Source organism: Nitrospirota bacterium (assembly GCA_016178585.1).
Lineage (GTDB): Bacteria > Nitrospirota > Nitrospiria > JACQBW01 > JACQBW01 > JACOTA01.
In genome coordinates this window covers 1-21,269 of record JACOTA010000014.1, presented here as the reverse complement: position 1 = coordinate 21,269, position 21,269 = coordinate 1, and the positions used below count along the sequence as shown (strand labels likewise).

The window sequence follows — 21,269 nt, the reverse complement described above, 5'->3', positions numbered from 1 at the left end:
GGTTGGCAACATCCAAATGGAGACCCTGGCATGCGATTGTCTCTTGCATAGGAGACAATATGCCATATATGGATTTGGAAGTCCAGCAAAAAATGAAACCTTACTTTAGGCGGGGGAGACCTGAGTAGTTACAAAATTTTTATATGGTTACGCCTGACGCCCTTCAAAATAAACTTTCCCATTTACCCTCCACCCCGGGGGTTTATCTTTTTAAAAATAATAAAGGGACGATAATTTATATCGGGAAAGCCTTATCGTTAAAAAATCGCGTCAGGTCTTATTTTCAGGCCGGAGCGAATCCTTCCCTGAAAACCAGTCTCATGGTATCGCAGATCGCCGAAATCGACTCCATCGCCACCCAATCGGAACTGGAAGCCCTTTTATTAGAAAGCAATTTGGTCAAAAAACATAAACCCAAATATAATATCGTTCTCCGGGATGACAAGCAGTACCCCTATCTCTGTCTTCCCGTTACCGAAGATTTTCCCCGGTTAAAAATTGTCCGACGCGTTAAAAAAGACGGTAATCTTTACTTCGGCCCTTATGTCCCGACCACGGCCATGCGGGAGACGATAAAATGGATCCAAAAATATTTCCCCTTAGCCACCTGTGCGATAGACATTGACGGAACGGCAGAAAGGGCCTGCATCGAATTTCAAATTAAGCGGTGCCTGGCTCCCTGCACCGGAAATCAATCCAGGGAAGAGTACGGGGCCATTGTCGATCAGGTCAGGCTTTTTCTGGAGGGGAAAGACCGGGAACTCTTAACGGTTTTACAAAAAGAAATGGAAGGGTGCGCCGAGCGTGAACAATTTGAGGAGGCGGGGCGGATACGGGACAGGATTTCTCAAATTTCAAAGGTTTTGGAGCGGCAAAGGGTTTCGTCAACCCGGATGGAAGACCAGGATGTGATCGCCCTGGCCCGTGAAGGAAAATATGCCGACATTCAAATCCTTTTTATCCGCGGGGGTTTATTAATCGGGCGATCCGATTTCTTCTGGGATCAACTCACCGAAGAAAAAGACGAGGAGCTCTATGCCTCATTTATAGAACAATTTTACGCGAAAGAGGGCCTTATCCCGAAGGAAATTTTTGTTCCCATTGAACTCTCTGAAAAAACGTTAATTGAAAGCTGGCTAACCGAAAAAAGGGGCAAGGCCGCTTATTTACGTTCTCCCGGCCGCGGAAAGGATTATCAGCTCCTTCAGATGGCGGAGGAGAATGCCCGGTTGACGCTTCAAACGAAAGTGAGGGCGAAAGAGGGGAGTCGGGCCGTCTTAAAACAGATGGAAAGCCTGTTAAAACTCAATACCCTTCCCCGCAGGATCGAGGGGATCGACATTTCAAACATTATGGGAAGTGATGCCGTAGGTTCCCTCGTGGTGATGACCGATGGAAAAATGAATAAAAATGAATATCGCCGGTATCATATTAAAACCGTGGAAGGGCCAAATGATTTTGCCATGATCCATGAGATTGTTTCCCGGCGTTTTGGCGGTATGAAAGGAAATGTAGATCTCCCGGCGAGCAATGCGAGCAAGAGGGGGAAGCTTCATCCGGCTCTGCCGGTGAAGGGGGCGACGCAAGCCCCTGCAATAGAAAGCCTGCCTGACCTCCTCGTCATTGACGGAGGAAAGGGTCAGCTCTCCCTGGCAAGGGAGGCATTGGGCGAAGCCGGGTTTGGCTCAATTTCACTGGTGGGTCTTGCTAAAGAAAAAGGAGAAAAAGAAGAAAGGATTTATTTTCCGGATCAATCCTGGCCAATGATCCTGGATCCCCGTTCTCCGGTGACCCATTTACTGGTTCAACTGAGGGACGAAGCCCACCGTTTTGCGGTATCCTACCATAGAAATTTACGGGGCAAGCGGATGGTGGCCTCCTTTTTAGATCAAATTCCGGGAGTCGGGGCGGTGCGGAAAAAGGCGCTCTTAAAACACTTTAAATCGGTGACAAGAATAAAAACCGCCGCGCTGGAAGAACTGGAGGAGGTCAAAGGGATGACCGCCGCGGTTGCCCGAAAACTTTATCAGGAATTACATCCTCTGAAATAGCCTTCCTGCCCCAAAATATCCTTTACTTCATTTTATGCTTCTTTCATAATCATCCGGTTATTGCCCATCAGCTTCTTTTTAAAAAATATCAGGGATAACCCAAAAAATGATCCTCGAACAGCCTGAAATCCTTAACAGCCTGAATGACCTTCCTTTAAATACGATTTACAACCTTAATTCAAAAGAGGTGGTTGTCCGCGGTTTTGAATATGTGAAAGGGAGGAGGGTGGAACTTTATGAATGGAACCCTGATTTTTCCGTTTTAACGGCCTATGTCCGGGGAACCCGGCGTTACAAAGTCGAAATTTTTGCGCAAGATGAACAAATAAAATTCTCCTGTACCTGCCCGGCCTGGGTGCCCGCTTTTCCCTGTAAACATGTGATCTGCGTTCTTTTAACGACGAAAAACCTTCTTTCTCCCGATTTAACTTCTATTCCGCTCAACAACTCCTGGTATAAGGAATCTTTAATGGAAAGTCTTTCCATAAACGGCAAAAATGTCTTGAATAAGAAGGCGCCTGTTCAAAAGAAAATGGAAGACAAATACGAAGTGGTCATTCATATCCGGTACGGTGTTCCGGCGCTCTCCCTCCTGAAAAACGGCGCAAAGGTTTTTTCCCCTCAAAGCATTCCCGCGGAATTGAGCGCCTGTTTTTATCACTCTTTTTCCGATTATTCTCCCTCTTATTCGGTAAGGGATATCGCATTCTATTTAGCCCGCTTCGGTAATACCTATCCTCTGGTATTGGAAACCGGACAGGGGAGCCGACCCATCCGGTGGGAGCCGGAATTAAAAGTTAAATCCTGGACCGAACTGGACGCCTCGGAAAAAAAAGTCTCCATTAAAGCCAAATGCCTGATCGATGGCGAGGCCTCTGAAAATTTTTTCCGGTTTTCCGGGTTTTTAGCCGATCTTGAAAAAAACCGGCTGGTCAAAATGGAAAAAGAAGAAGGCGGGTGGCGTTTGTTTGACCGGCTCTACGATCTGTTTTATGGTTCCGGAGAGGGTCCTGACGGGGCAGATCCAGGAGGAGAAGAAGCGTTTTATGCTTCTGACTTTCTAAATGGAGAACGGGTCAATGTTTTTGAGGCGCCGAACGATTATTTTAAATCGGCGCAGATTCTTCTGGGAGCGGATTTTCGGGAGGAGCTGTCGAGCCGTCTGATTTTAAAGGTCAACGGAGAAATTTTTTCCCTTCGGGAAGGAGAGCCGGACTGCCGCCTTGCCATTCATCTTCATCAAAAAAATCCGGAGCAGGCGCAATTAAAAACCGAGACCCGGCTGGGTCAATCGGCAGGGGCTACCCTGACGTCTCTCTTCAGATTGTTCCCCTTGCTTGAAACCGGCAGGAAATTTCATCCGCCATTGAGCGCTCAGAAAAGGAAGAAGGTCCTTTATGATATTTTCTTCAGGCTCCTGCAAGCCGATAAAAAGTCAAAACCGGAAAAAATGATCGGAGAAGGGCTTCTGGAAGGAGATTTTAGCCGGCCTGAAACTAAAAGATCGGCAAAGCAGGTATTGCGGTATTTTTATTCTGTTTTTAAAGCGGAGGATGAACGGATCTGGTTGAATGAAGGAAAATGGTTTGTCAGCAGGAATGACAAATCAAAAGAGGCTCTTCTTTATCAGATCCCTTATGAGTTATTTGGAATAGAGGTTTTTAAAGGGATGACAGTCCATGATGAACTCGCTGTTCCCTTGAACAGACTTCATGAAAACCTCTCTGCTCTTTATTTGAAACTTAAAGAGCATGGAATAGAACTTTACTATAATCATAAACGGGTCAGGAGTTCGTCGTGGGAGTTTTCATTTGATCTGACCCGGTCATCCGGAATCGATTGGTTTGAGATTAAACCTGAAATCCGCTGCGGCGGAGACGAGGTCAGAGAAGACATGTGGCGCGATTTTCTGAACCGGAAGGGAGTCGTCGAGAAAGAAGATTCTGTCCAGGTGGTGGATTCGAACGCGCAGGAAATCATGAAATCGATTCTTGAGATTTCCCGGACCTCCGGTCCGGGGAAAGAAGAGAGGAAAGAGATCGTCAGAATGCCCCGGCTCCGGCTTCTCGATTGGATTGACCTGCGAAAACAGGGTGTAACGGTAAAACTCTCGCCGGAAGATGAGCGGCTGATCGAACGATTGACCCATTTTGAAAAAATTGAAAAAACACCCCTGCCGGCCAATCTCAAAGTAAAACTGCGCCCCTATCAAAAAGAGGGATATGATTGGCTCGTATTTCTCTATCAGCACAGGCTGGGAGGGTGTCTGGCCGATGATATGGGATTGGGCAAAACGCTTCAGGCCATCAGCCTGTTAGGCGGAATTAAGGAGGCTTGCGTTATTCCCCTTCATCCCGTCCGGAACCCCCATCTGGTTGTCGTCCCGACATCCCTTGTTTTTAATTGGGAAAATGAAATCGCCCGGTTTTATCCTGACTTGAAAGTCCACGTTTATACAGGCAAAGAGAGGAGAGTAGACTTTAAAGACGCTGATCTGGTCATCACAACGTATGGGTTTGTCCGGAGGGACATCGAACTCTTAAAAGAGATTCCGTTCCATGTCATTGTCTTTGACGAAGCTCAGGCCGTTAAAAATATCTACGCCGATACCACCGGAGCCGTACGGCAGTTGAAAGGGTACTTCAAACTCGTGATGACCGGGACACCGCTTGAAAATCATCTTGGAGAATACTACTCCCTGATTGACCTCTCTCTACCCGGTTTGCTGGGAGAATATGATCAGTTCAAGCCGTTGATTAAGGTTGAGACGTCTCCTTCCCTTGACAGGTTTCTCTGCAGGACCCGGCCGTTTGTGTTGAGGAGGACAAAAGAAAAAATATTAAAAGACCTTCCTCCGAAGATAGAGACGAATATCTATCTGGAGTTGACGAAGAAACAGAAAGAGCTCTATCAACTGACCGTTGCCCGCACAAAATCGATTATTGATGACGCTTACCGGATGAAAACCGGCCCCCAGGCGCAGATCATCGCTCTGACCGCCCTGTTACGGCTCAGGCAGATCTGCGTTTCCCCCCGGTTAATCGACCCGAAAAACATGGAGCCTTCCCCGAAGATTGAATTTTTAACCGGGCAGCTAAAACAGGTTTTGGAAGAGGGGTACAGCGCCCTTGTTTTTTCCCAGTTCACTTCATTTCTGGATATTCTGGAAGAGGCTTTGAGAAACGAAGAACTCGGGTTTTCCAGACTGGATGGTTCGACGCTTGCCGGCAAAAGAAAAGATCTCGTTAATGAGTTTCAGGCGGGTGAGAAGCCCGCTGTTTTCTTGCTCAGCTTGAAGGCGGGGGGCCAGGGGTTGAACCTGACCCGGGCTTCGTATGTCTTTCATCTCGATCCCTGGTGGAATCCGGCTGTCGAAAACCAGGCTTCCGATCGGGCCCACCGGATCGGGCAAACGAACAAGGTCACCATCATGAGAATCCTCATGCGCCATACGATTGAAGAAAAGATGATGGAATTGAAGAAAAAGAAGCTGGCCCTCTATGAAGCGGTTATGGGAGATTCCTTACGGACCGGAAAAGGTTTTTCAATCTCCAGGTCTGATTTTGATTTCCTCCTGGCAGATTGAGGTTCAAGGTTTGACTCATTTATCGGTTTTGTGGTACAAAGAGAGCGATAACCTTTGTTCGCAATTGAAAGAAAGGTTCAGAAATTCTAAATTATAGAGGATCGGGTCATGTCAGGTCATTCTAAATGGGCGACGACAAAACATAAAAAAGCGATTATCGATGCCAAACGGGGCAAAGCCTTTACCAAAATTATTCGTGAAATTACCATTGCCGCAAGGATTGGGGGAGGAGACCCTGAAGGAAACCCCCGGTTAAGGGCCGCCATTCTAAAAGCCAAAGATGTCAATATGCCTGCCGATAATATTCATAAAGCCATTGCCAAGGGGACCGGTGAGCTTCCAGGGGTGAATTACGAAGAGATCCGGTATGAAGGATACGGCCCGGGAGGGGTCGCGATGCTTTTGGATATTACCACAGATAATAAGAACAGGACGGCTCCTGAAATCCGCCAGATTTTTTCAAAACATGGCGGTAATTTGGGAGAAGCCGGTTGTGTTGCCTGGATGTTTCATAAGAAAGGGTTTATCACGGTTGACAAAAATAAGGTAAAAGAGGACGACCTGATGAACCTTGTGCTGGACGCCGGGGGCGAAGATATAAAAACGACCGACACCCAGTACGAAGTCTATACCGACGCTCATTCCTTTGAAAATGTTAAAACGGCGCTGAAAAACAATCATATTGAAACCTCTTACGCCGACGTGACGATGGTTCCCCAGACCTATATCAAGTTAGAGGGAAAAGACGCGGCTCAAATGCTTCGTCTGATGGATATGTTGGAAGATCATGACGATGTTCAAAACGCCTACGCGAACTTTGATATTTCGGATCAGTTAATGGAACAACTCGTCTCCGCCAAATGAGAGTGTTGGGAATTGATCCCGGAACCCAATCTACAGGTTATGGAATCGTTGATGAAAACTCCGGAAAGCTTTCCTGTGGAGGAATGGGAGTCATCACGACAACATCCAGCCTTCCCCTATCCAAAAAACTTAAAAAAATTCATGATGGACTCGTTGAAGTCGTTGAACAGTTCTCTCCCGAAGCCATTGTTGTGGAGAACACCTTTTTGTCCAAAAACATTCAGATTGCTTTTAAGTTAGGTCAGGCCAGAGGGGTGGCCCTGCTGGTAGGAGAGCTTTACGGCCTTTCGGTCGCTGAATATACCCCCACTCAGATAAAGCTCGCCATTACCGGCTATGGCGCGGCCCAGAAAACCCAGGTCCAAATGATGGTAGGCCGGCTTCTTTCGCTCAAAGAAACCCCTCAATCCGATCATGCGGCCGATGCGCTTGCGGCGGCAATTTGCCACCACCATTCCATTAAAATGAACCAGATTTTAACGCCGCGTTGAGGCGTAGGGTAAAAGAGAGAGGCGCAGGCTTTGCCTGGCCGAACGCGGGGTTCGGGGGCATTGAGAGTGAGTTTCTCGAAGGCCCCTGAATATGAATAGATGAAGCAACCGGCTTAGCCGGTGCGGAACGCGGGGTTCGGGGGCATTGATAGTGAGTTTCTCGAAGGCCCCTGAATATGAATAGATGAAGCAACCGGCTTAGCCGGTGTGGAACGAGGGGTTCGGGGGCATTGAGAGTGAGTTTCTCGAAGGCCCCTGAATATGAATAGATGAAGCAACCGGCTTAGCCGGTGCGGAACGAGGGGTTCGGGGGCATCGGAGGATTTCACGGAGTGAAACCGCACGGGCCCCTGAATATGATAAGGTATGATTGCCTGGCTGAACGGCACGCTTATTCATAAAACGCCCCAGATGATCATCCTGGACGTTAACAATGTCGGGTACCAGGTTCAAACCTCTTTACCGACTTTTTATGCTCTCCCGGAAATTAAAACATCGGTTAGCCTCTATATTTACACCCATGTCCGGGAAGATGCGATTTTGCTGTTTGGATTTTTAACCCAGGCCGACCGGGAGCTTTTCACGCTTCTTTTGGGAGTCTCGGGAATAGGCCCAAAACTGGCAATAACGATTTTATCAGGGTTATCGTCCCATGAATTAATCAAAGCGGTTCAGCAAGAGGATCTGGCAAAACTCAGTTCAATTTCCGGGATCGGGAAAAAAACAGCGGGAAGAATGCTCCTTGAATTAAAAGAAAAGATAAATAGTTTGGCTCTGGAAATAAAAATCTCGCCCCTGTCGCTTTCCGTGGAACCCTTCGAACCTCGAAGCTCGCGATTAGACGATGTCCTTTCCGCACTGGTTAATTTAGGGTATAATCGTTTGACGATTAGACCCAAAATTGAAAATTTTATCCGGACAAATCCAGAATTGTCTGTTGAAGGATTGATCAAGGAATCGTTAAAACTGCTGGGCCAGGGATAGGAAAAAAGAAAAATGGATTCCGGTATCTTCCAGCCTGAACAAAACGAAGAAGAGTCTAAAATAGAACAAAATCTTCGTCCGCAGAGCCTGTCTCAATATGTCGGTCAGGACCGAATTAAAGAAACGCTCAAAATCTATATAGAAGCCGCTAAAAAAAGGGGAGAGGTCCTGGACCATGTTATTTTTTACGGTCCCCCCGGTCTCGGAAAGACGACGCTGGCGTATATTATAGCCAGGGAGATGGGGGTCAATATTAAGGCGACCTCCGGCCCCGCCATCGAGCATCAAGGCGATCTGGCGGCTATTCTCAGTAATTTGACGGATAAAGATGTTTTCTTTATCGATGAAATTCACCGTCTCACGCCCTCTGTCGAAGAGATTCTTTACCCCGCGATGGAAGATTTTCAACTCGATCTCATTATTGGTCAGGGGCCGTCGGCGAGAACGATTAAAATTGACCTCCCAAAATTTACGCTCGTGGGGGCTACGACCCGGGCGGGTCTGATTACTTCCCCCCTTCGCGACCGTTTTGGCGTCGTCCAACGGCTTGATTTTTACACCCCAAAGGAGTTGGCCACCATTGTTAAACGCTCTGCCTCCATTTTAAATGTTTCCATTGATGAAAAAGGTTCTTTTGAAATCGCGGGCAGGTCAAGAGGAACGCCGAGAATTGCGAATCGTCTTCTGCGCCGGGTCAGGGATTTCGCCGAAATCAGGGCGGAAGGAGCGATTACCCTTGACGTTGCCAAAGAGGGTTTAGCCCTTCTTGAAATAGACTCCCTGGGGCTTGATGCGATGGACCGAAAACTCCTCAGAACGGTTATTGAGAAGTTCGGGGGAGGTCCGGTGGGTGTGGATACGCTGGCCGCCGCCATGAATGAAGAAAAAGAGACCCTTGAAGATGTCTACGAGCCCTACCTGATTCAAAATGGATTTATCGACCGGACCCCGAGGGGAAGGCAGGCAACGGAAATGGCTTACTCTTTGTTTGGCCTGAAAAAAAATCTGCTTAAAGAAACCGCCGGAGAAATCCAGGCAAAACTCCTTTAAACTTTAATCGGCTGCTCGACGGTTCTCAAGGGTCTGGAATGACCGTCTCTCCGACGCCGGCGAAGTTATCCTCATCTCTGGATTTTTACATTAGGGTGGGATAAGCAAACTTCGCCGAAGTCTCCGTTCAGGTCACACCAGGCCCTTTCGTATGAAAGGCCACCGCTCGTTGGAAATGATTTTAAACAAGTTAAATGCTGTAGAGGCCCATTTCGATGACCAGGATTGCTGTAAATCCCAGGACCAGATTGACGATGGTAAGGTTTTTCATGGCAGGAAGCATATCCTCAATGGCATGATAGTGTTGTTCCGCTTCTTTGGGTTCGGGTTTGCGGAGGAGCGCGCGGTAATGAATTCTAAAGTCAAAAAAATAACCGAAAAAAAGATACCCGAATAAAACAAACATCAATCCAACGATCATGAATTTCAACAAAAGGAGCATTCCCAGCCGGGAAACGAGAGAGACTTTTTGTTCAACAAAAACCCGGATCAGCATATCCGATCCCGAAATGAGCAAAAGGGTAATTGAAGCCCAGGTCATCATTAAAAACCTCCTGATGATCGGGAACAGGAGAGGGAGCCGAACCGGAAGTTCCTGGGTCTTTAAAAAGGGCTGAAGGGCAACAAGTTGAAACATCATTCCCCCGACCCAGGTGATAAAACCCAGAAAATGGAGGAATCTCATGACGGCGTCAACACTCATAGGCTTGGTCCTTTTGAAAGAAGATTAATGGGGGACGCTATTGATGAGGTTTAGAAACTCATCTCTGGTTTTTTGGTCTTTTCGGAAAGAACCGAGCATGGCGCTGGAAACCGCCAGGGTGTTTTGTTTTTCAACGCCCCGCATCATCATACAGAGGTGCTGGGCTTTCATCACCACCCCGACCCCTAAAGGTGAAATCGTTTCCTGAATGGCTTCGGCGATCTGCTTGGTTAGACGTTCCTGCACCTGCAGGCGCCGGCTGAACACTTCAACGATCCGCGGAAGCTTGCTTAATCCGATGACTTTTTTACTTGGAATATAGGCGACATGGCACTTTCCGAAAAACGGAAGGAGGTGGTGTTCGCAGAGGCTAAAAAAATCAATGTCTCTGACAATCAGCATTTCTTCGTATTCGATGTCAAAGAGCGCGTCATTCAGGATTTCTTTTAAATCCTGTTTGTACCCCTGCGTAAAGAATTCCAGCGCCTTTTGTACCCGCTCAGGGGTTCTCGCCAGGCCATCCCGCAGGGGATCTTCTCCCAAAAGCAGAAGCTGGCGTGCGATCAGTTCCCGCATCTCTTTATTCTTGTCGTTATCCTCTTTATTTTTTTTCATGCTAAGGGTTGCTCCGATCGGCTTCGAAACGGGAATTATCCATAATATTCAAAGTAATTATCCCGGGTTTCAATCAGTTTTAACTTATAGAGGCGGTTCGATAGAAAAGGGGTCAACCGGTTCCAGATAATAACCAGAATATTTTCAGCCGTGGAGACCTTGTCTTTAAATTCTTCAAAGTCTTGATCCAGAAAATGATGGTCATACCGTTCAACCACTTCCTTCTGGATATGGTGATCTGGACTTTCAGGGTCGTCAATAACCCCACCGGCCGGATCAAAAGTCCCTTTTAAAGTGACCTCTAAAACATAATTATGGCCGTGGCTGTTCGGATTGTTGCATTTTCCGTAAATCCTTTGGTTTTCCTGATCGGAAAGCTGCTTGGAATGAAGCCGATGGGCCGAAGAAAACCGGTAGGTTTTGGTGGTTAAGAACAATTTTTTTTCCATAGGCGTCCCTTTTTGGGAAACGAAGCAATCCGAAAAAGAATCTTCGTTTTCGTAAAGTCGTATTCTGGAGAGGTTCAGTCCCTTATTTTGAAGTTGAAAATGTTCTCCAAGGGTTCTGGCGATATTTTCAACTGTCGGAAGTTTGTTCTGAAAATAAGGGGTGTCGAGGTTCAGGTGTTTATGATCGAACTCATTTAACAGCTGAACGACCTTTTCTTTAAGCTCAACCGTATTGATGACCATTCCGGTAATCGAATCAACCTCGCCTTCAAGAGAAAGCTCCAAAAGATAATTATGTCCATGGGTATTGGTTTCTTTTCCAAAGCGCCGGACATTTTCATCCTGGTTCCACCGGGAATTAAAATAAAAATGAGACGATGAAAATTCAATCCGTTTTGTAAGATATAACAAACTCATCGGTTTAAACTAAACCTTTAACCCCACATGGCATCAGGGAACCTGAGGCGTTCGACTGGTTTTCCTTCCTGAATATGTTCTTTGACGATGGCCGCCACGTCAGCCGGAGAGGAGACCTTTTGATACCAAACGGCATCGGGATAGACAATCACCAGGGGGCCCAGGGGGCAGGGGCCGACGCAGGTGGAACCGGTGACGATAACATCTCCAAAAAGGTTGTTTTTTTCGATTTCGGCCATGAAATGGGTGAGTAACGGGTTTGATCCTTTTTCTCCGCAAGACCCCCTGGGGTGGCCTGGAGGGCGGTTATTGGTGCAAACGAGAACGCAAGACCAGCGATAGACTTCGCACCCACTTATTAATCATGTCATTGCGAGCACCGAAGGGTGCGTGGCAATCTTATCGTAAAGTCTTGAGATTGCTTCACTTTGTTCGCAATGACAGCTTTCTAACTCTGTTCTTGGGCCTGAACCCGGGTATCCGTTCCTTGAGTTCTACCCCGGTGACTGAGTAATAACCCCGGAGGGCTTCAGGCCAGTGCGTTCAGGACTTCCTGGATATGGTTATCGACTTTTACTTTACGAAAAATCTGCTTGATCTTCCCCTCGGGGTCAATGACGAAGGTTGACCGCTCAATTCCCCAGTATTTTTTTCCGTACATGTTTTTTTCTTTATAAACGCCGTATTTTTCCGAAACGGCGTGGTCTTCGTCAGACAGAAGGGCAAAGGTAAGGGAGTATTTTTTGATAAACTTCTGGTGGGAATCAAGCGAATCGTTGCTTACACCCAGGATAACTGCCGAAGCTTTATTAAATTGACTCAATTCATCCCGGAATCCGCAAGACTCTTTCGTGCATCCTGGCGTATCGTCTTTCGGATAAAAATACAAGACGACAGATTTTCCTTTAAGAGATTTTAATGAAATGTTTTCTCCCGTGGAAGAGGGTAGATTAAAATCAGGGGCTTTATCCCCCGCTTCAAGTTCCTTGGCCATCATGTTTCTCCTGCAAATTCTCTGAACGACAGGCGTTTATCCTGGTTCAGAAGGGGAAGAGGGTTTAATTTCTAACGTCTGGAATCGAATCAATTCCATTAATCTTTTTGCCTGCTGCGGTAAATTTTCTGATTCCAAAAGAAACTGTTTTTCTAAATTCGAGAATTGCAGGCTATAACAAAGCATATGAATTAAAGTTTCATCGTCAACGCCTGTTTTTAAGAGAGAAAGGAACTGTTCGTATCCTTTCGTCCGATTGGCCAGTTTTTTAAGGAGGGTGAGCAAATCTTCTTTCAGTTTAAGAGGTAAATTTCCGCCAGTTTTATCCTGAGTAAAAGGCTCTACCAGGGCCTGACGGTAATTTTTATCAAAAAACTGATCCTTAACCGAAAACCTGAAAAGACCCTTTAAAATAATATTGAAACGCCTGTCTTCGAGACGCTCAACGGTGACCAATTCGCCGGCGCATCCCTCGGAACAAATTTCAGGTTTGTCATAATAGGTATTCTCCCATCCGTCCTTTAGGAGCACCATGCCGATAATCTTTCCCTTTTTTTCCGTGTCTTCAACCATTTCACGGTAACGGGGCTCAAAAATGTGGAGGGGGAGATAAGTTTTTGGAAAAAATACCACATTCGGAAGCGGAAACAGAGGAATGATCTTGGGGTAAATTGAAGTTTTCATCATAGTGGCTTAAACTAAAAGATATCTTTTGACCGATTTAAGAAACGCTTCTCCCCTTTTTATGAAATCGTTAACTTCTTCATCCGTGAATTTTTTTCCTTTTTCATTTTCTTCTTTAACCCTGAAGATGTCTTCAATTTTGTTTTCCCAGCGGGAAGAATCTTTTTTCAGCAAGCCGGCTCGAATTACTTTTTCAAAAAAGGTTTTTTTTAATTCGGAGTGGCTCCGGCAATGAATGTCCTGTTTGAGTAGGAGGGTTTCCATCCCGTAATAAAAGACATTATAAAGACTATTCAGCAAACTTCGGGTTTTGTTGTCTTTGAAAAGAAGGTGAACTTCCTGCAAAGACTCCTCAGCCATTTGAAGAGAAAATAAAATCCGTTCAGTCGAGATCATGCAAGTAAATTAACATATCCCCTGAATAACGGTCAATTAGTTTTGGGGAATGACGGGAGCGAGGTAGTGTTCGTAAAGAGACGAATACCGCCCTTTTTTTTCTAAAAGGTCCGCATGGGATCCGTGTTCAACCACCTGCCCATGGTCGATGACCAGAATCTTGGATGCGTTTCGCACGGTGGAAAGGCGGTGGGCGATAATGAAGGTTGTTTTTTGAGCCGTTAAAATTTCCAGGGCCTCCTGAATTTTAAGTTCTGTTTCCGTGTCGATGTTGGAGGTCGCTTCATCCAGGATAATGATTGAGGCGTTTTTCAAGATCGCTCTTGCGATGGCGATCCGTTGTTTTTGTCCGGTTGAAAGCTTGATGCCCCGTTCTCCGATCCAGGTGTCGTATTTCTCCGGAAAGGTTTGAATAAACTCATCTGCCCGGGCGGCAATCGCGGCGCTTTTGATCTCTCCGTCTGTCGCATTCAGAAGGCTGTATGCGATATTTTCCCGGATCGTTCCGTTAAAGAGAAAGGGTTCCTGGGCAACCATTCCAAATTGACTCCGCAAATAAGAAAGGTCAAAATTTCGAAGGTCTTCACCGTCAATTGAAATGCTCCCCCTTTTAACATCGTAAAACCGCATTAAAAGCTTGATCAAAGTGCTCTTTCCCGCCCCGCTGGGCCCGACCAGCGCGATCTTTTCTCCCGGGAAGGCTTCAAAACTTATCTCTTGAATGACCGGAACCTCCGGCCGGTAATAGAAAGAGACCTGATTAAATTGAATATGACCTTTCGGTTTGGATTCCGGAATAACGGGATAGGCGGAATTTACGATTTCCGGTTTTTGGTCGATAATTTCAAACACCCGTTCTCCCGAAGCCAGGGCATGTTGAAGCATATGATTGACAGAGTGGATTTGGTTAATCGGCACATAAAAAAGGGCCAGGTAAGAAAGAAAAGCAATTAATTCTCCGATGGTCATCGAGCCTTGAGTGACCTGAGTCGTTCCGAAACCAAAAACCACCAGGGTCCCAAGCGATCCGATGAAAATCATTCCAGGAGAATAAAGAGACCAGAGGCGGGACACCTTCAAACTTTCCTTGCAGTACTCGCCGCTGGCTTGATTAAACCGGGAAATTTCAAAATCATGGGCATTAAACGATAACGTCTCGCGAATTCCTGAAATAGAATCTTGAATGCGGGAGTTTAGGACAGCTGATTTTTCGCGAATATTGTGGTAAAGGCGGTGGATTTGTTTTGTAAACTTAAACGCGCTCAAAACCAAAAGGGGAATCGGAATCAAAGCCAGGACCGCAAGCCTCCAGTTTAAATAAAAAAGAACCGTTGTGATTCCGAGCAGGGTAAAAACCGCGACGGTCATGCTTTCAATGCCGTCAATAAAAATTCGCTCTACGTTGTTAACGTCGTTATTGACCCGCGACATAATTTCGCCCGTCGACCGGTTCTCAAAAAAGCTCAGAGAAAGTCTTTGGAGGGACCGGTAAACATGATCCCGGATATCATAGATCACTTTTTGCTCTAATTGATTGTTCAGGCGAATTCTTAAAAGGGTGAGCAGGTTTTTAAATAAGTAGGCGAAAACAAGTCCCGCGATGATCCATTTTAGCAATGAAAGATTATTTTCCTTGATGACATTATCAATGGTTAGCTTAATAAGCCATGGAGGGAGCAGATCGATCAGGGTAATCATCCCGGCTGAGAAAAGCGTTAAAAAAGCAAGTGGCCGGTAGGGCCTGAGATAACGGGTAACTCTGAAAAGGGATTTCATGCGACCGGGATTTGTTCTTTATTCCCAAGGGCGTAGCGGTTAAATTCTTCCAATTGGGAGAGACTGGTCACGTCGCTGATTTGATCAACAAACAACCTCCCATGAAGATGATCAATTTCATGCTGAAGGATGACAGCCAGGAACGTGTCGGTTTCGATTTCGATTTTCTCTCCCTTTCGATCAAGCGCTTTTAAGGCGGTCTTTTTTGATCTTTTAACCTTTCCCCTTAAATTATCGACACTTAAACATCCCTCCCATCCTTCCACCTTTTCCGGAGAGAGAAAGGTAAAGAGCGGATTAACAAGAACCAGAAGCGAAATTTCGGGCGCTTCGGTATAACGGGGATTTAAATGAGATTCGATGACGACCAGTTGTTTGGATTGAAAGACCTGCGGCGCGGCAAGTCCTACGCCGTCTTTTGCCCGCATCGTTTCGATCATATCGTCAATAAAGAGTTGAAATCCCTCAGATAACAATTCTTCTATGGAGACCGGTTCGGCAATTTTTCGTAAAATCGGGTTTCCAAGTTTTGCAATGGGCAAAACAGCCATTTTTAATTTTAACCTCTATAGACAATAAAAATACTTACTTTTCTTTGTATTTTAACACACTTGAAAATCTATTGACAAGAAGAGGCTTCGTTTGATACTTTGGAGCGCTTAACCCAGTTGAGAATCCTGGCCGTTGAGAAGGGCTCAGGTGCTAGGCCGCAGCCTTGAGGACGACTGAGGCGTACAATGATGTACGTTGAAGGAGGCCGAAAGGCGAGAACGCAGCAAATGGGCCGTTATCAACGGATCATGGTAATGCCGAGATAGCTCAGTAGGTAGAGCAGAGGCCTGAAAAGCCTTGTGTCGGGTGTTCGATTCACCCTCTCGGCATCCTTTTTTCTCCCATCTTTTCAATCACTTCCAATAGTTTTATTCTCACTCGTCTCTCTCAAAAAATGCAAATTGCTACCACCGTTTCAAAAAGTCGATTTCCTGCGACTAGAAACAGACATTCGGTTTCACCCTTAATTAAAAAATTCGGTGAATAATCTGGATTAAATCGCTTAGATGAGAAAATGAACTGAAATTGTACAGGGAGTAGTATAACGTCTCGTTGCAGAGGCTGTTTATAAAACCATAGTAAACAGGTTACAACAGATGGGGGAATTTCAGCTGGCCAAGACTGGAGGATTTTGGGTGGCCACCGGGGGTAGAGTTCCTTCCTCTAATTCTTCCTCGAAAATAAATTCCTCCGGTTCTATTTTGATATACGCTTTCGCTTCCGGTATTTCTTCATATCCCCCTTTTTTTCTTTGTATGAAAGATAAAAACCATATCAAAATAGGTCTTTGGGGTTCTTATTCACGCAAGAAATAAAATAGCATTTTAAGTCCTATTAAGTTAGGCGGCTGCCTTGTTTGCTTTTACAAAAAGATTAACTTTTTCATAGGTTTGGAGGACTTTAATAATCCCAAAAATACTGTCTGCCCGGGGATTACCACCTGGTCCAAGCATTCGATGAATACTTTTACTCGATTTTTTTAATTCGTTCGCGAGCCTTTCGAACGTTATGGTGGCATTAATATAATCCCGGAGCATGGCTTTCCCAGCCGCTAGGTCTCCGACCAGAAACTCAGTAATGGCTTCAGAAAGTAACTGTTGCCGAAATTTTGAATCATGGGAAGCTCGTTCCATAATCGTTCTTCTAAAAGTTCTGGTTAATGGCATATTCTTTCTCCTACGCTTTCTTTCTTAATTTAAATCTAGCCCATCGCTCATGAGCGATTTTAATGTCATTCTTTTGACTTTTCTTTGCACCCCCGGCGAGAAGGATAATAAGCTGATTCCCATCTTGACCGAAATAAATCCGATAACCTGGTCCAAAGTCTATTTTGTATTCAAAAACTCCTCCCCCTACCGATTTTATATTCGACGAGTGGCCCTGTTCCAATCTATATAATACCGTACTTACTTTTGCGGCAGCTTGACTACCAAGACCAGCGATAGACTTCGCACCCACTTATTAATCATGTCATTGCGAGCACCGAAGGGTGCGTGGCAATCTTATCGTAAAGTCTTGAGATTGCTTCACTTTGTTCGCAATGACAGCTTTCTAACTCTGTTCTTGGGACTTAGGTACAGGCCGACAGAAAATTGACCTGCATTGCCTGCCCCTAAATTACAAACTAAATCGAAGATAATAGAGTCGGTTCCGGATGCGACGCTCGCAGGGCCACTGACTGCATTCTCCACCAAATCAGGGCCAATCGCTGGACGATGACAATCACCTTAACTTTGTCACTTTGTGAATCAAAACGATAAATTAGAGGTTTTTGACTGAAATCAACAGTTGAAGGTAATCGACAAATGAAGTAGATTACAAACTAAAACGGATACGAAAGATCATTTGTTTATATTTATGTGTATCAGAACATTCGCACAGAAACCTTGGGTCAGCACCCTCGCCTATGCGGCTATTGTTGCTTTCTTGAGCGCCTGCTCGACCTCAGCGCTCATTCAGAAAAATGATCCTGCCTTTTCCGAGGCCCAGCAGCGCTTGGAGCGAACTGCAAAAATGGTGGATGAACTTAAGTCCCCGTCACCCGAACGAACTTTGTTTCTTCAGGCGGAAAGTTTCTATCGCTACCGTTATGAGCCTCCGCCACGAGGAGCAGCGTCGTATATTGCTGAGGGCGCCGCTGCCATCACTGATTTCCCAGGGTTTCAGTCCCTGGCTGGGTCATTTGATTTATTTGATCTTCGTTATCGTGCTCCGGACAGCGCAGTCCAACTTTGGGAATCACTGCTCACACACTATCCGCAGACAACATTGAAACCGTTTACCCTGTATCGGCTGGGTTGGGCTTACCGCAGTGTAGGAGCAAAAGGTCTACCTCGCCAGTCGCCTGATACCGCATTTGACGAGCTCATCAAAGATCAACCTGCTTCAACGCTGGCGGCATTAGCGCAGGAGGCAAAAACAGTTCCGTGGAAATCGAAAAAGACCGCTACCGCGCGTTCGCTAACACCTGGATTGGGGCAAATGTATGTTGGTGAAACTCGCAATGGCCTGATCCGCCTGGGAGTGGCAATTGCGGCCCTGGTGGCCGTCGTGGTGCCCATTTACACTGCGGCCCATGGAGGGGATGAACTGACCTGGAACCATGACTGGCCGCTCCTTGCAACTGGCGTTGGCGGCCTCATCGTCCTGAGTTTCGACTACACATCCTCATATGAGGATGTCATGCGTGGTGTTGTTCAGTGGAATGAACGTGCAGAAGCTGATTTTAATCGGACTCACCCAATGGCTCCATAATGGAGTCTCCTGGATATAGGGTCATGCAGATGTTTTTGATTGTTTTAAACTTTCCGATTTGTAACCCGCAGATTGTGTCTTCCCGCTTTTTCACGGACTCGTAGGGTAGGCTGGAATCTGAATTTCTGTGGAATTATGCTAATGATTAAAAACATAAGTTTCATCAATCCTGCTGCCATTTTGCTACCACTCTTAGCCAACTTACCCTGATCTAGGGCGATCCACCATGATTTTTTAATGACCTAAGCTCTTGATAAATCAGGATGGATCATATTGGATAAGTGTTAAGAAGTCCTGAAAAGCCTTGTGTCGGGTGTTCGATTCACCCTCTCGGCATCTTTTTTTCTGGCACCGCTTAAAGAGAGGAAAAGAAACCGCGAAACGCGGGGTTTTCTAAAAATCTCCCTCCGAGGTGGCCGGCAATCAGTTCCCCTTTCGCATTGATTAGAAAGAAAGTCGGAGTCCCTCTGATCCCATAGGCTTCCGAGACCACGTTGCCCTGATCGTAAGCTACGGGGAAAATAAACGTGCTGGAGTGGGACTGTACATATCCTCTGATATTTTCCTCTTTATCGGCAAATCCAATGGTGACAAGTTGGAGTTTTTCCCGCTTCTGCTCGTAAAGCTCTTTAACATGAGGCAACTCTTGTTGACAGACATGACACCAGGAGGCCCAGAACATCACAAGAGTCGGTTTTCCCTTTAATGAATCGGTGCTGATGACTTTACCCTCTAACGTTTTTAAGGTAAAAGGGATGGCAGGAATCGATTGTCCCGCTGAAAGGGATGAAACTGAACCGATCATAAAAAAAAGAACCAGCCAAAACGAAAATCGATGGACAGGCTTCATAAGACTCCTTAACAAGAGACAAGATATCTTTTACAATTAAAATTTTAACCTATTTAAATGCTTAATTCTACACTATTTGCCCGCGCGCTCTCCATTTCGCTGGGGGAAAATCAATATGCAGGCAACGATGAATACGATTAGGGCCGCGGAAGCAGAGTAACAACTCAACGCGAGGCCGCCTGCATTCAGTGGCTTATCCAGAAAATCCCCCACGACAGCGCCAAGAGGTCGGGTAAGGATAAAAGCCGCCCAGAAAAGCAACGTTCTAGAGATATTTGTCCCGTAATAGACAGCCACGACCAATCCCAAAAGCATGCTGAAGACGATGGCCCCGCCTCCGTATCCAAGGCCAGCCGTATCAGCCGTCCAGTCTCCCAGTGCGGTGCCCAGAGTCTGGGAAAACATGATCGTCATCCAATAGAACATCTCTTCATTTGGCGAACTTACCGTATCAACAGAAACAGATCCCAGCGACCCATACCAAATAGCCAAAGAAACCATCAGCAAAATCAGCAACAGTAAAGATCCTCCTGCATAGCCGATCCCGAGCGAGCGATCCGCAAAATCGGCCAAAGTTGTTCCGACTGTCGTGGTCGCAATGATGGTCGTCCAGTACAGAAAAGGGTGAAAACGCTCAGCTTTGATTTGTGCAGTCACTGCGACGAGAAAAATCACGGCAAAGATTGCGGTTCCTACCAGATAACCCAGATTCATCGACATCGACACTGCGTCACCACCAGTTTCTCCCAGGGTGGTGGCAGCGATTTTCATGATCCAGAAGATCAAGGTCACTTCTGGCACCTTGCTCAAAGCGTGTTCAGCGGTATTGTTCATACGGTTCTAACTCTTTTATTTGCTCGATATACAGGTGCCATGACTCAGCACGATCCACGTAACCGAAAGATCCCTGGACGTCACTGTCTCAATGCTCAGGCTCACGTTCCTCTCGGACGCCCAATCATGAGTATACAGACCGGCATAATCTGCGAAACATCGGTTACCGCTCCGTATAATATGCCTTTGATACGAAAGTGACAATCCCCATCATCTCAGCCACTTGAGTCTTACAGACCTTGTTATCGTCGCGTCTAATATGAATCAATAGAAGACCTGCCGATTCAAACTTGAAATCTACGACAAAGAGTAAAATTTCCAATTACTCGACTTCAGGAAGGAATTAAGCGGCTTTCCTGATCTTTGATGATTTTATAACTTTACCTTTCGCTTCAACGGTAAGTTTCAGACCCATTGATCGCAACAGACTGAAGACACTTTTAATTTCCGGATTTCCTTTCTCAGAAAGCATGCGGTAGAGATTCTCTCTATTCAGACGTGCTTTTTCCGCAACAGAAGTCATGCCTCCGTGCGCCTCTGCTACATTCCTCAGTGCAAGCAAAAACAGAGCGCGGTCATCTTCCTCCATTGCCACATTTAGATAGGCAGCCGCTTCCCGAGGGTCTTTCAGGGCTTCAATAAGGTCTTCCTGATAGGTCGTTGTCTTTTTAGTCATCTTTTTTTCTCCTTTTATGATCTTGCCAATACTTCCCTGCACGGGCAATATCCTTGTTTTGTGAAGACTTATCACCGCCCATCAAAAGCAGAATGAGTGTTTTCTTCTCAAGCGCATAATACACACGATAGCCTGGCCCGTAATCGATCTTCAGTTCATACACTCCTTCGCCAACTGAACGGTTCTTGCCGAGGTTGCCAAGCCGCACCCGATCTAGCCTGATTCGGATTTTTTGCCTGGCCGTGATATCCCTAACGTTGTCGAGCCAATCTTTAAATGGTTTTTTTCCCGTTTCGGTCAGGTAGTAGGCAATGGTGTAAGGGAAGGATTCCACAAATAAATTATAGCTTATAAGCTACAATAATGCAAAGGCATTTTTCTCTGAAGTCTGGACACACAACTTAGTTAGTGTCTGAACGAAAACCCTATATTTTTTACGGATGATTCGCGTTGCCCCTGCCGAAAAAATCGCTTCAACGGAAAAACATCGTCAATACGATTGTTGCCCGCATATTTATTTCCTGCTTCCTCGTATTCTTGCAG

At 46.0% G+C, this 21,269-nt stretch carries 23 protein-coding genes and 1 tRNA gene; 8 read left to right on the top strand and 16 right to left on the bottom strand.

Annotated features, from left to right (window positions below):
- The first annotated feature begins 143 nt into the window (after positions 1-143).
- The 6 genes from uvrC (at position 144) to ruvB (ending at position 9,026) form a co-directional block, all read left to right on the top strand.
- Positions 144-2,051, top strand: coding sequence for an excinuclease ABC subunit UvrC (gene uvrC, locus HYR79_02500; protein ID MBI1820557.1), 1,908 nt, complete (start codon positions 144-146; stop codon positions 2,049-2,051).
- Between the two features lie 106 nt (positions 2,052-2,157).
- Positions 2,158-5,637, top strand: coding sequence for a DEAD/DEAH box helicase (locus HYR79_02495; protein ID MBI1820556.1), 3,480 nt, complete (start codon positions 2,158-2,160; stop codon positions 5,635-5,637).
- Between the two features lie 108 nt (positions 5,638-5,745).
- Positions 5,746-6,501, top strand: a complete 756-nt coding sequence (locus HYR79_02490; protein MBI1820555.1) for a YebC/PmpR family DNA-binding transcriptional regulator — start codon at positions 5,746-5,748, stop codon at positions 6,499-6,501.
- Positions 6,498-6,992: a crossover junction endodeoxyribonuclease RuvC gene (gene ruvC, locus HYR79_02485; protein ID MBI1820554.1), complete on the top strand. Its 495-nt coding sequence runs from the start codon at positions 6,498-6,500 to the stop codon at positions 6,990-6,992. Before HYR79_02490 ends, ruvC begins: the two co-directional genes overlap by 4 nt.
- A 366-nt stretch (positions 6,993-7,358) precedes the next feature.
- Positions 7,359-7,976 carry a Holliday junction branch migration protein RuvA gene (gene ruvA, locus HYR79_02480; protein ID MBI1820553.1) on the top strand — a complete coding sequence of 206 codons (618 nt, stop codon included), beginning with the start codon at positions 7,359-7,361 and terminating at the stop codon, positions 7,974-7,976.
- Between the two features lie 12 nt (positions 7,977-7,988).
- Complete coding sequence (ruvB, locus tag HYR79_02475) at positions 7,989-9,026, top strand: Holliday junction branch migration DNA helicase RuvB (GenBank protein ID MBI1820552.1); 1,038 nt, start codon at positions 7,989-7,991, stop codon at positions 9,024-9,026.
- Positions 9,027-9,216: 190 nt separating this feature from the next.
- Here the strand turns inward: ruvB and HYR79_02470 are convergent, their stop codons facing one another.
- The 9 genes from HYR79_02470 to def form a co-directional block, all read right to left on the bottom strand.
- Positions 9,217-9,729: a hypothetical protein gene (locus HYR79_02470; GenBank protein MBI1820551.1), complete on the bottom strand. Its 513-nt coding sequence runs from the start codon at positions 9,727-9,729 to the stop codon at positions 9,217-9,219.
- Between the two features lie 24 nt (positions 9,730-9,753).
- Entirely contained in the window at positions 9,754-10,344 is a 591-nt protein-coding gene (gene folE, locus HYR79_02465) for a GTP cyclohydrolase I FolE (GenBank protein ID MBI1820550.1), read from the bottom strand.
- A 35-nt stretch (positions 10,345-10,379) separates the two neighbouring features.
- Positions 10,380-11,210, bottom strand: coding sequence for a 6-carboxytetrahydropterin synthase (locus HYR79_02460; protein ID MBI1820549.1), 831 nt, complete (start codon positions 11,208-11,210; stop codon positions 10,380-10,382).
- A 17-nt stretch (positions 11,211-11,227) separates the two neighbouring features.
- Positions 11,228-11,569, bottom strand: a complete 342-nt coding sequence (locus tag HYR79_02455; GenBank protein MBI1820548.1) for a (2Fe-2S) ferredoxin domain-containing protein — start codon at positions 11,567-11,569, stop codon at positions 11,228-11,230.
- 170 nt (positions 11,570-11,739) lie between these two features.
- Positions 11,740-12,204, bottom strand: a complete 465-nt coding sequence (gene bcp, locus HYR79_02450) for a thioredoxin-dependent thiol peroxidase (protein ID MBI1820547.1) — start codon at positions 12,202-12,204, stop codon at positions 11,740-11,742.
- A gap of 36 nt (positions 12,205-12,240) precedes the next feature.
- Positions 12,241-12,891 carry an LON peptidase substrate-binding domain-containing protein gene (locus tag HYR79_02445; GenBank protein MBI1820546.1) on the bottom strand — a complete coding sequence of 217 codons (651 nt, stop codon included), beginning with the start codon at positions 12,889-12,891 and terminating at the stop codon, positions 12,241-12,243.
- Positions 12,892-12,897: 6 nt separating this feature from the next.
- Positions 12,898-13,284, bottom strand: a complete 387-nt coding sequence (locus HYR79_02440) for a HEPN domain-containing protein (protein ID MBI1820545.1) — start codon at positions 13,282-13,284, stop codon at positions 12,898-12,900.
- A gap of 36 nt (positions 13,285-13,320) precedes the next feature.
- On the bottom strand, positions 13,321-15,060 hold the full coding sequence (locus HYR79_02435; GenBank protein ID MBI1820544.1) for an ABC transporter ATP-binding protein: 1,740 nt from the start codon (positions 15,058-15,060) through the stop codon (positions 13,321-13,323).
- The gene (gene def / locus HYR79_02430) at positions 15,057-15,611 is read right to left on the bottom strand and encodes a peptide deformylase (protein ID MBI1820543.1); all 555 of its coding nucleotides are present in this window, start codon (positions 15,609-15,611) and stop codon (positions 15,057-15,059) included. The genes HYR79_02435 and def overlap by 4 nt, the downstream gene beginning before the upstream one ends.
- A 257-nt stretch (positions 15,612-15,868) precedes the next feature.
- On the opposite strand from def, the gene HYR79_02425 reads away from it, so the two are divergent.
- A tRNA-Phe gene (locus HYR79_02425) sits at positions 15,869-15,941 on the top strand.
- 278 nt (positions 15,942-16,219) lie between these two features.
- Here the strand turns inward: HYR79_02425 and HYR79_02420 are convergent.
- From HYR79_02420 to HYR79_02410, 3 genes are all read right to left on the bottom strand, one after another.
- Entirely contained in the window at positions 16,220-16,390 is a 171-nt protein-coding gene (locus tag HYR79_02420; GenBank protein ID MBI1820542.1) for a hypothetical protein, read from the bottom strand.
- Between the two features lie 61 nt (positions 16,391-16,451).
- Positions 16,452-16,778 carry a transcriptional regulator gene (locus HYR79_02415; GenBank protein ID MBI1820541.1) on the bottom strand — a complete coding sequence of 109 codons (327 nt, stop codon included), beginning with the start codon at positions 16,776-16,778 and terminating at the stop codon, positions 16,452-16,454.
- A 10-nt stretch (positions 16,779-16,788) separates the two neighbouring features.
- Complete coding sequence (locus HYR79_02410) at positions 16,789-17,070, bottom strand: type II toxin-antitoxin system RelE/ParE family toxin (GenBank protein ID MBI1820540.1); 282 nt, start codon at positions 17,068-17,070, stop codon at positions 16,789-16,791.
- Between the two features lie 387 nt (positions 17,071-17,457).
- Between HYR79_02410 and HYR79_02405 the strand changes: the two genes are divergently transcribed.
- Positions 17,458-18,366, top strand: coding sequence for a hypothetical protein (locus tag HYR79_02405; protein ID MBI1820539.1), 909 nt, complete (start codon positions 17,458-17,460; stop codon positions 18,364-18,366).
- Between the two features lie 355 nt (positions 18,367-18,721).
- Here HYR79_02405 and HYR79_02400 read toward each other — a convergent pair whose 3' ends face one another.
- The 4 genes from HYR79_02400 to HYR79_02385 form a co-directional block, all read right to left on the bottom strand.
- Complete coding sequence (locus HYR79_02400; protein MBI1820538.1) at positions 18,722-19,216, bottom strand: TlpA family protein disulfide reductase; 495 nt, start codon at positions 19,214-19,216, stop codon at positions 18,722-18,724.
- Between the two features lie 72 nt (positions 19,217-19,288).
- Entirely contained in the window at positions 19,289-20,050 is a 762-nt protein-coding gene (locus HYR79_02395; protein MBI1820537.1) for a hypothetical protein, read from the bottom strand.
- Between the two features lie 343 nt (positions 20,051-20,393).
- Positions 20,394-20,726 (bottom strand): putative addiction module antidote protein, encoded by a 333-nt coding sequence (locus HYR79_02390; GenBank protein ID MBI1820536.1) that lies wholly within the window; start codon positions 20,724-20,726, stop codon positions 20,394-20,396.
- Complete coding sequence (locus tag HYR79_02385; GenBank protein MBI1820535.1) at positions 20,719-21,027, bottom strand: type II toxin-antitoxin system RelE/ParE family toxin; 309 nt, start codon at positions 21,025-21,027, stop codon at positions 20,719-20,721. The genes HYR79_02390 and HYR79_02385 overlap by 8 nt, the downstream gene beginning before the upstream one ends.
- Between the last annotated feature and the right edge of the window lie 242 nt (positions 21,028-21,269).

What these genes read in the sequence shown, in the direction of transcription:
- uvrC (MBI1820557.1), top strand. Translation starts at nt 144, where the DNA reads ATGGTTACGCCTGACGCCCTTCAAAATAAACTTTCCCATTTACCCTCC.
- HYR79_02495 (MBI1820556.1), top strand. Translation starts at nt 2,158, where the DNA reads ATGATCCTCGAACAGCCTGAAATCCTTAACAGCCTGAATGACCTTCCT.
- HYR79_02490 (MBI1820555.1), top strand. Translation starts at nt 5,746, where the DNA reads ATGTCAGGTCATTCTAAATGGGCGACGACAAAACATAAAAAAGCGATT.
- ruvC (MBI1820554.1), top strand. Translation starts at nt 6,498, where the DNA reads ATGAGAGTGTTGGGAATTGATCCCGGAACCCAATCTACAGGTTATGGA.
- ruvA (MBI1820553.1), top strand. Translation starts at nt 7,359, where the DNA reads ATGATTGCCTGGCTGAACGGCACGCTTATTCATAAAACGCCCCAGATG.
- ruvB (MBI1820552.1), top strand. Translation starts at nt 7,989, where the DNA reads ATGGATTCCGGTATCTTCCAGCCTGAACAAAACGAAGAAGAGTCTAAA.
- HYR79_02470 (MBI1820551.1), bottom strand. Translation starts at nt 9,729, where the DNA reads ATGAGTGTTGACGCCGTCATGAGATTCCTCCATTTTCTGGGTTTTATC.
- folE (MBI1820550.1), bottom strand. Translation starts at nt 10,344, where the DNA reads ATGAAAAAAAATAAAGAGGATAACGACAAGAATAAAGAGATGCGGGAA.
- HYR79_02460 (MBI1820549.1), bottom strand. Translation starts at nt 11,210, where the DNA reads ATGAGTTTGTTATATCTTACAAAACGGATTGAATTTTCATCGTCTCAT.
- bcp (MBI1820547.1), bottom strand. Translation starts at nt 12,204, where the DNA reads ATGGCCAAGGAACTTGAAGCGGGGGATAAAGCCCCTGATTTTAATCTA.
- HYR79_02445 (MBI1820546.1), bottom strand. Translation starts at nt 12,891, where the DNA reads ATGATGAAAACTTCAATTTACCCCAAGATCATTCCTCTGTTTCCGCTT.
- HYR79_02440 (MBI1820545.1), bottom strand. Translation starts at nt 13,284, where the DNA reads ATGATCTCGACTGAACGGATTTTATTTTCTCTTCAAATGGCTGAGGAG.
- HYR79_02435 (MBI1820544.1), bottom strand. Translation starts at nt 15,060, where the DNA reads ATGAAATCCCTTTTCAGAGTTACCCGTTATCTCAGGCCCTACCGGCCA.
- def (MBI1820543.1), bottom strand. Translation starts at nt 15,611, where the DNA reads ATGGCTGTTTTGCCCATTGCAAAACTTGGAAACCCGATTTTACGAAAA.
- HYR79_02415 (MBI1820541.1), bottom strand. Translation starts at nt 16,778, where the DNA reads ATGCCATTAACCAGAACTTTTAGAAGAACGATTATGGAACGAGCTTCC.
- HYR79_02400 (MBI1820538.1), bottom strand. Translation starts at nt 19,216, where the DNA reads ATGAAGCCTGTCCATCGATTTTCGTTTTGGCTGGTTCTTTTTTTTATG.
- HYR79_02395 (MBI1820537.1), bottom strand. Translation starts at nt 20,050, where the DNA reads ATGAACAATACCGCTGAACACGCTTTGAGCAAGGTGCCAGAAGTGACC.
- HYR79_02390 (MBI1820536.1), bottom strand. Translation starts at nt 20,726, where the DNA reads ATGACTAAAAAGACAACGACCTATCAGGAAGACCTTATTGAAGCCCTG.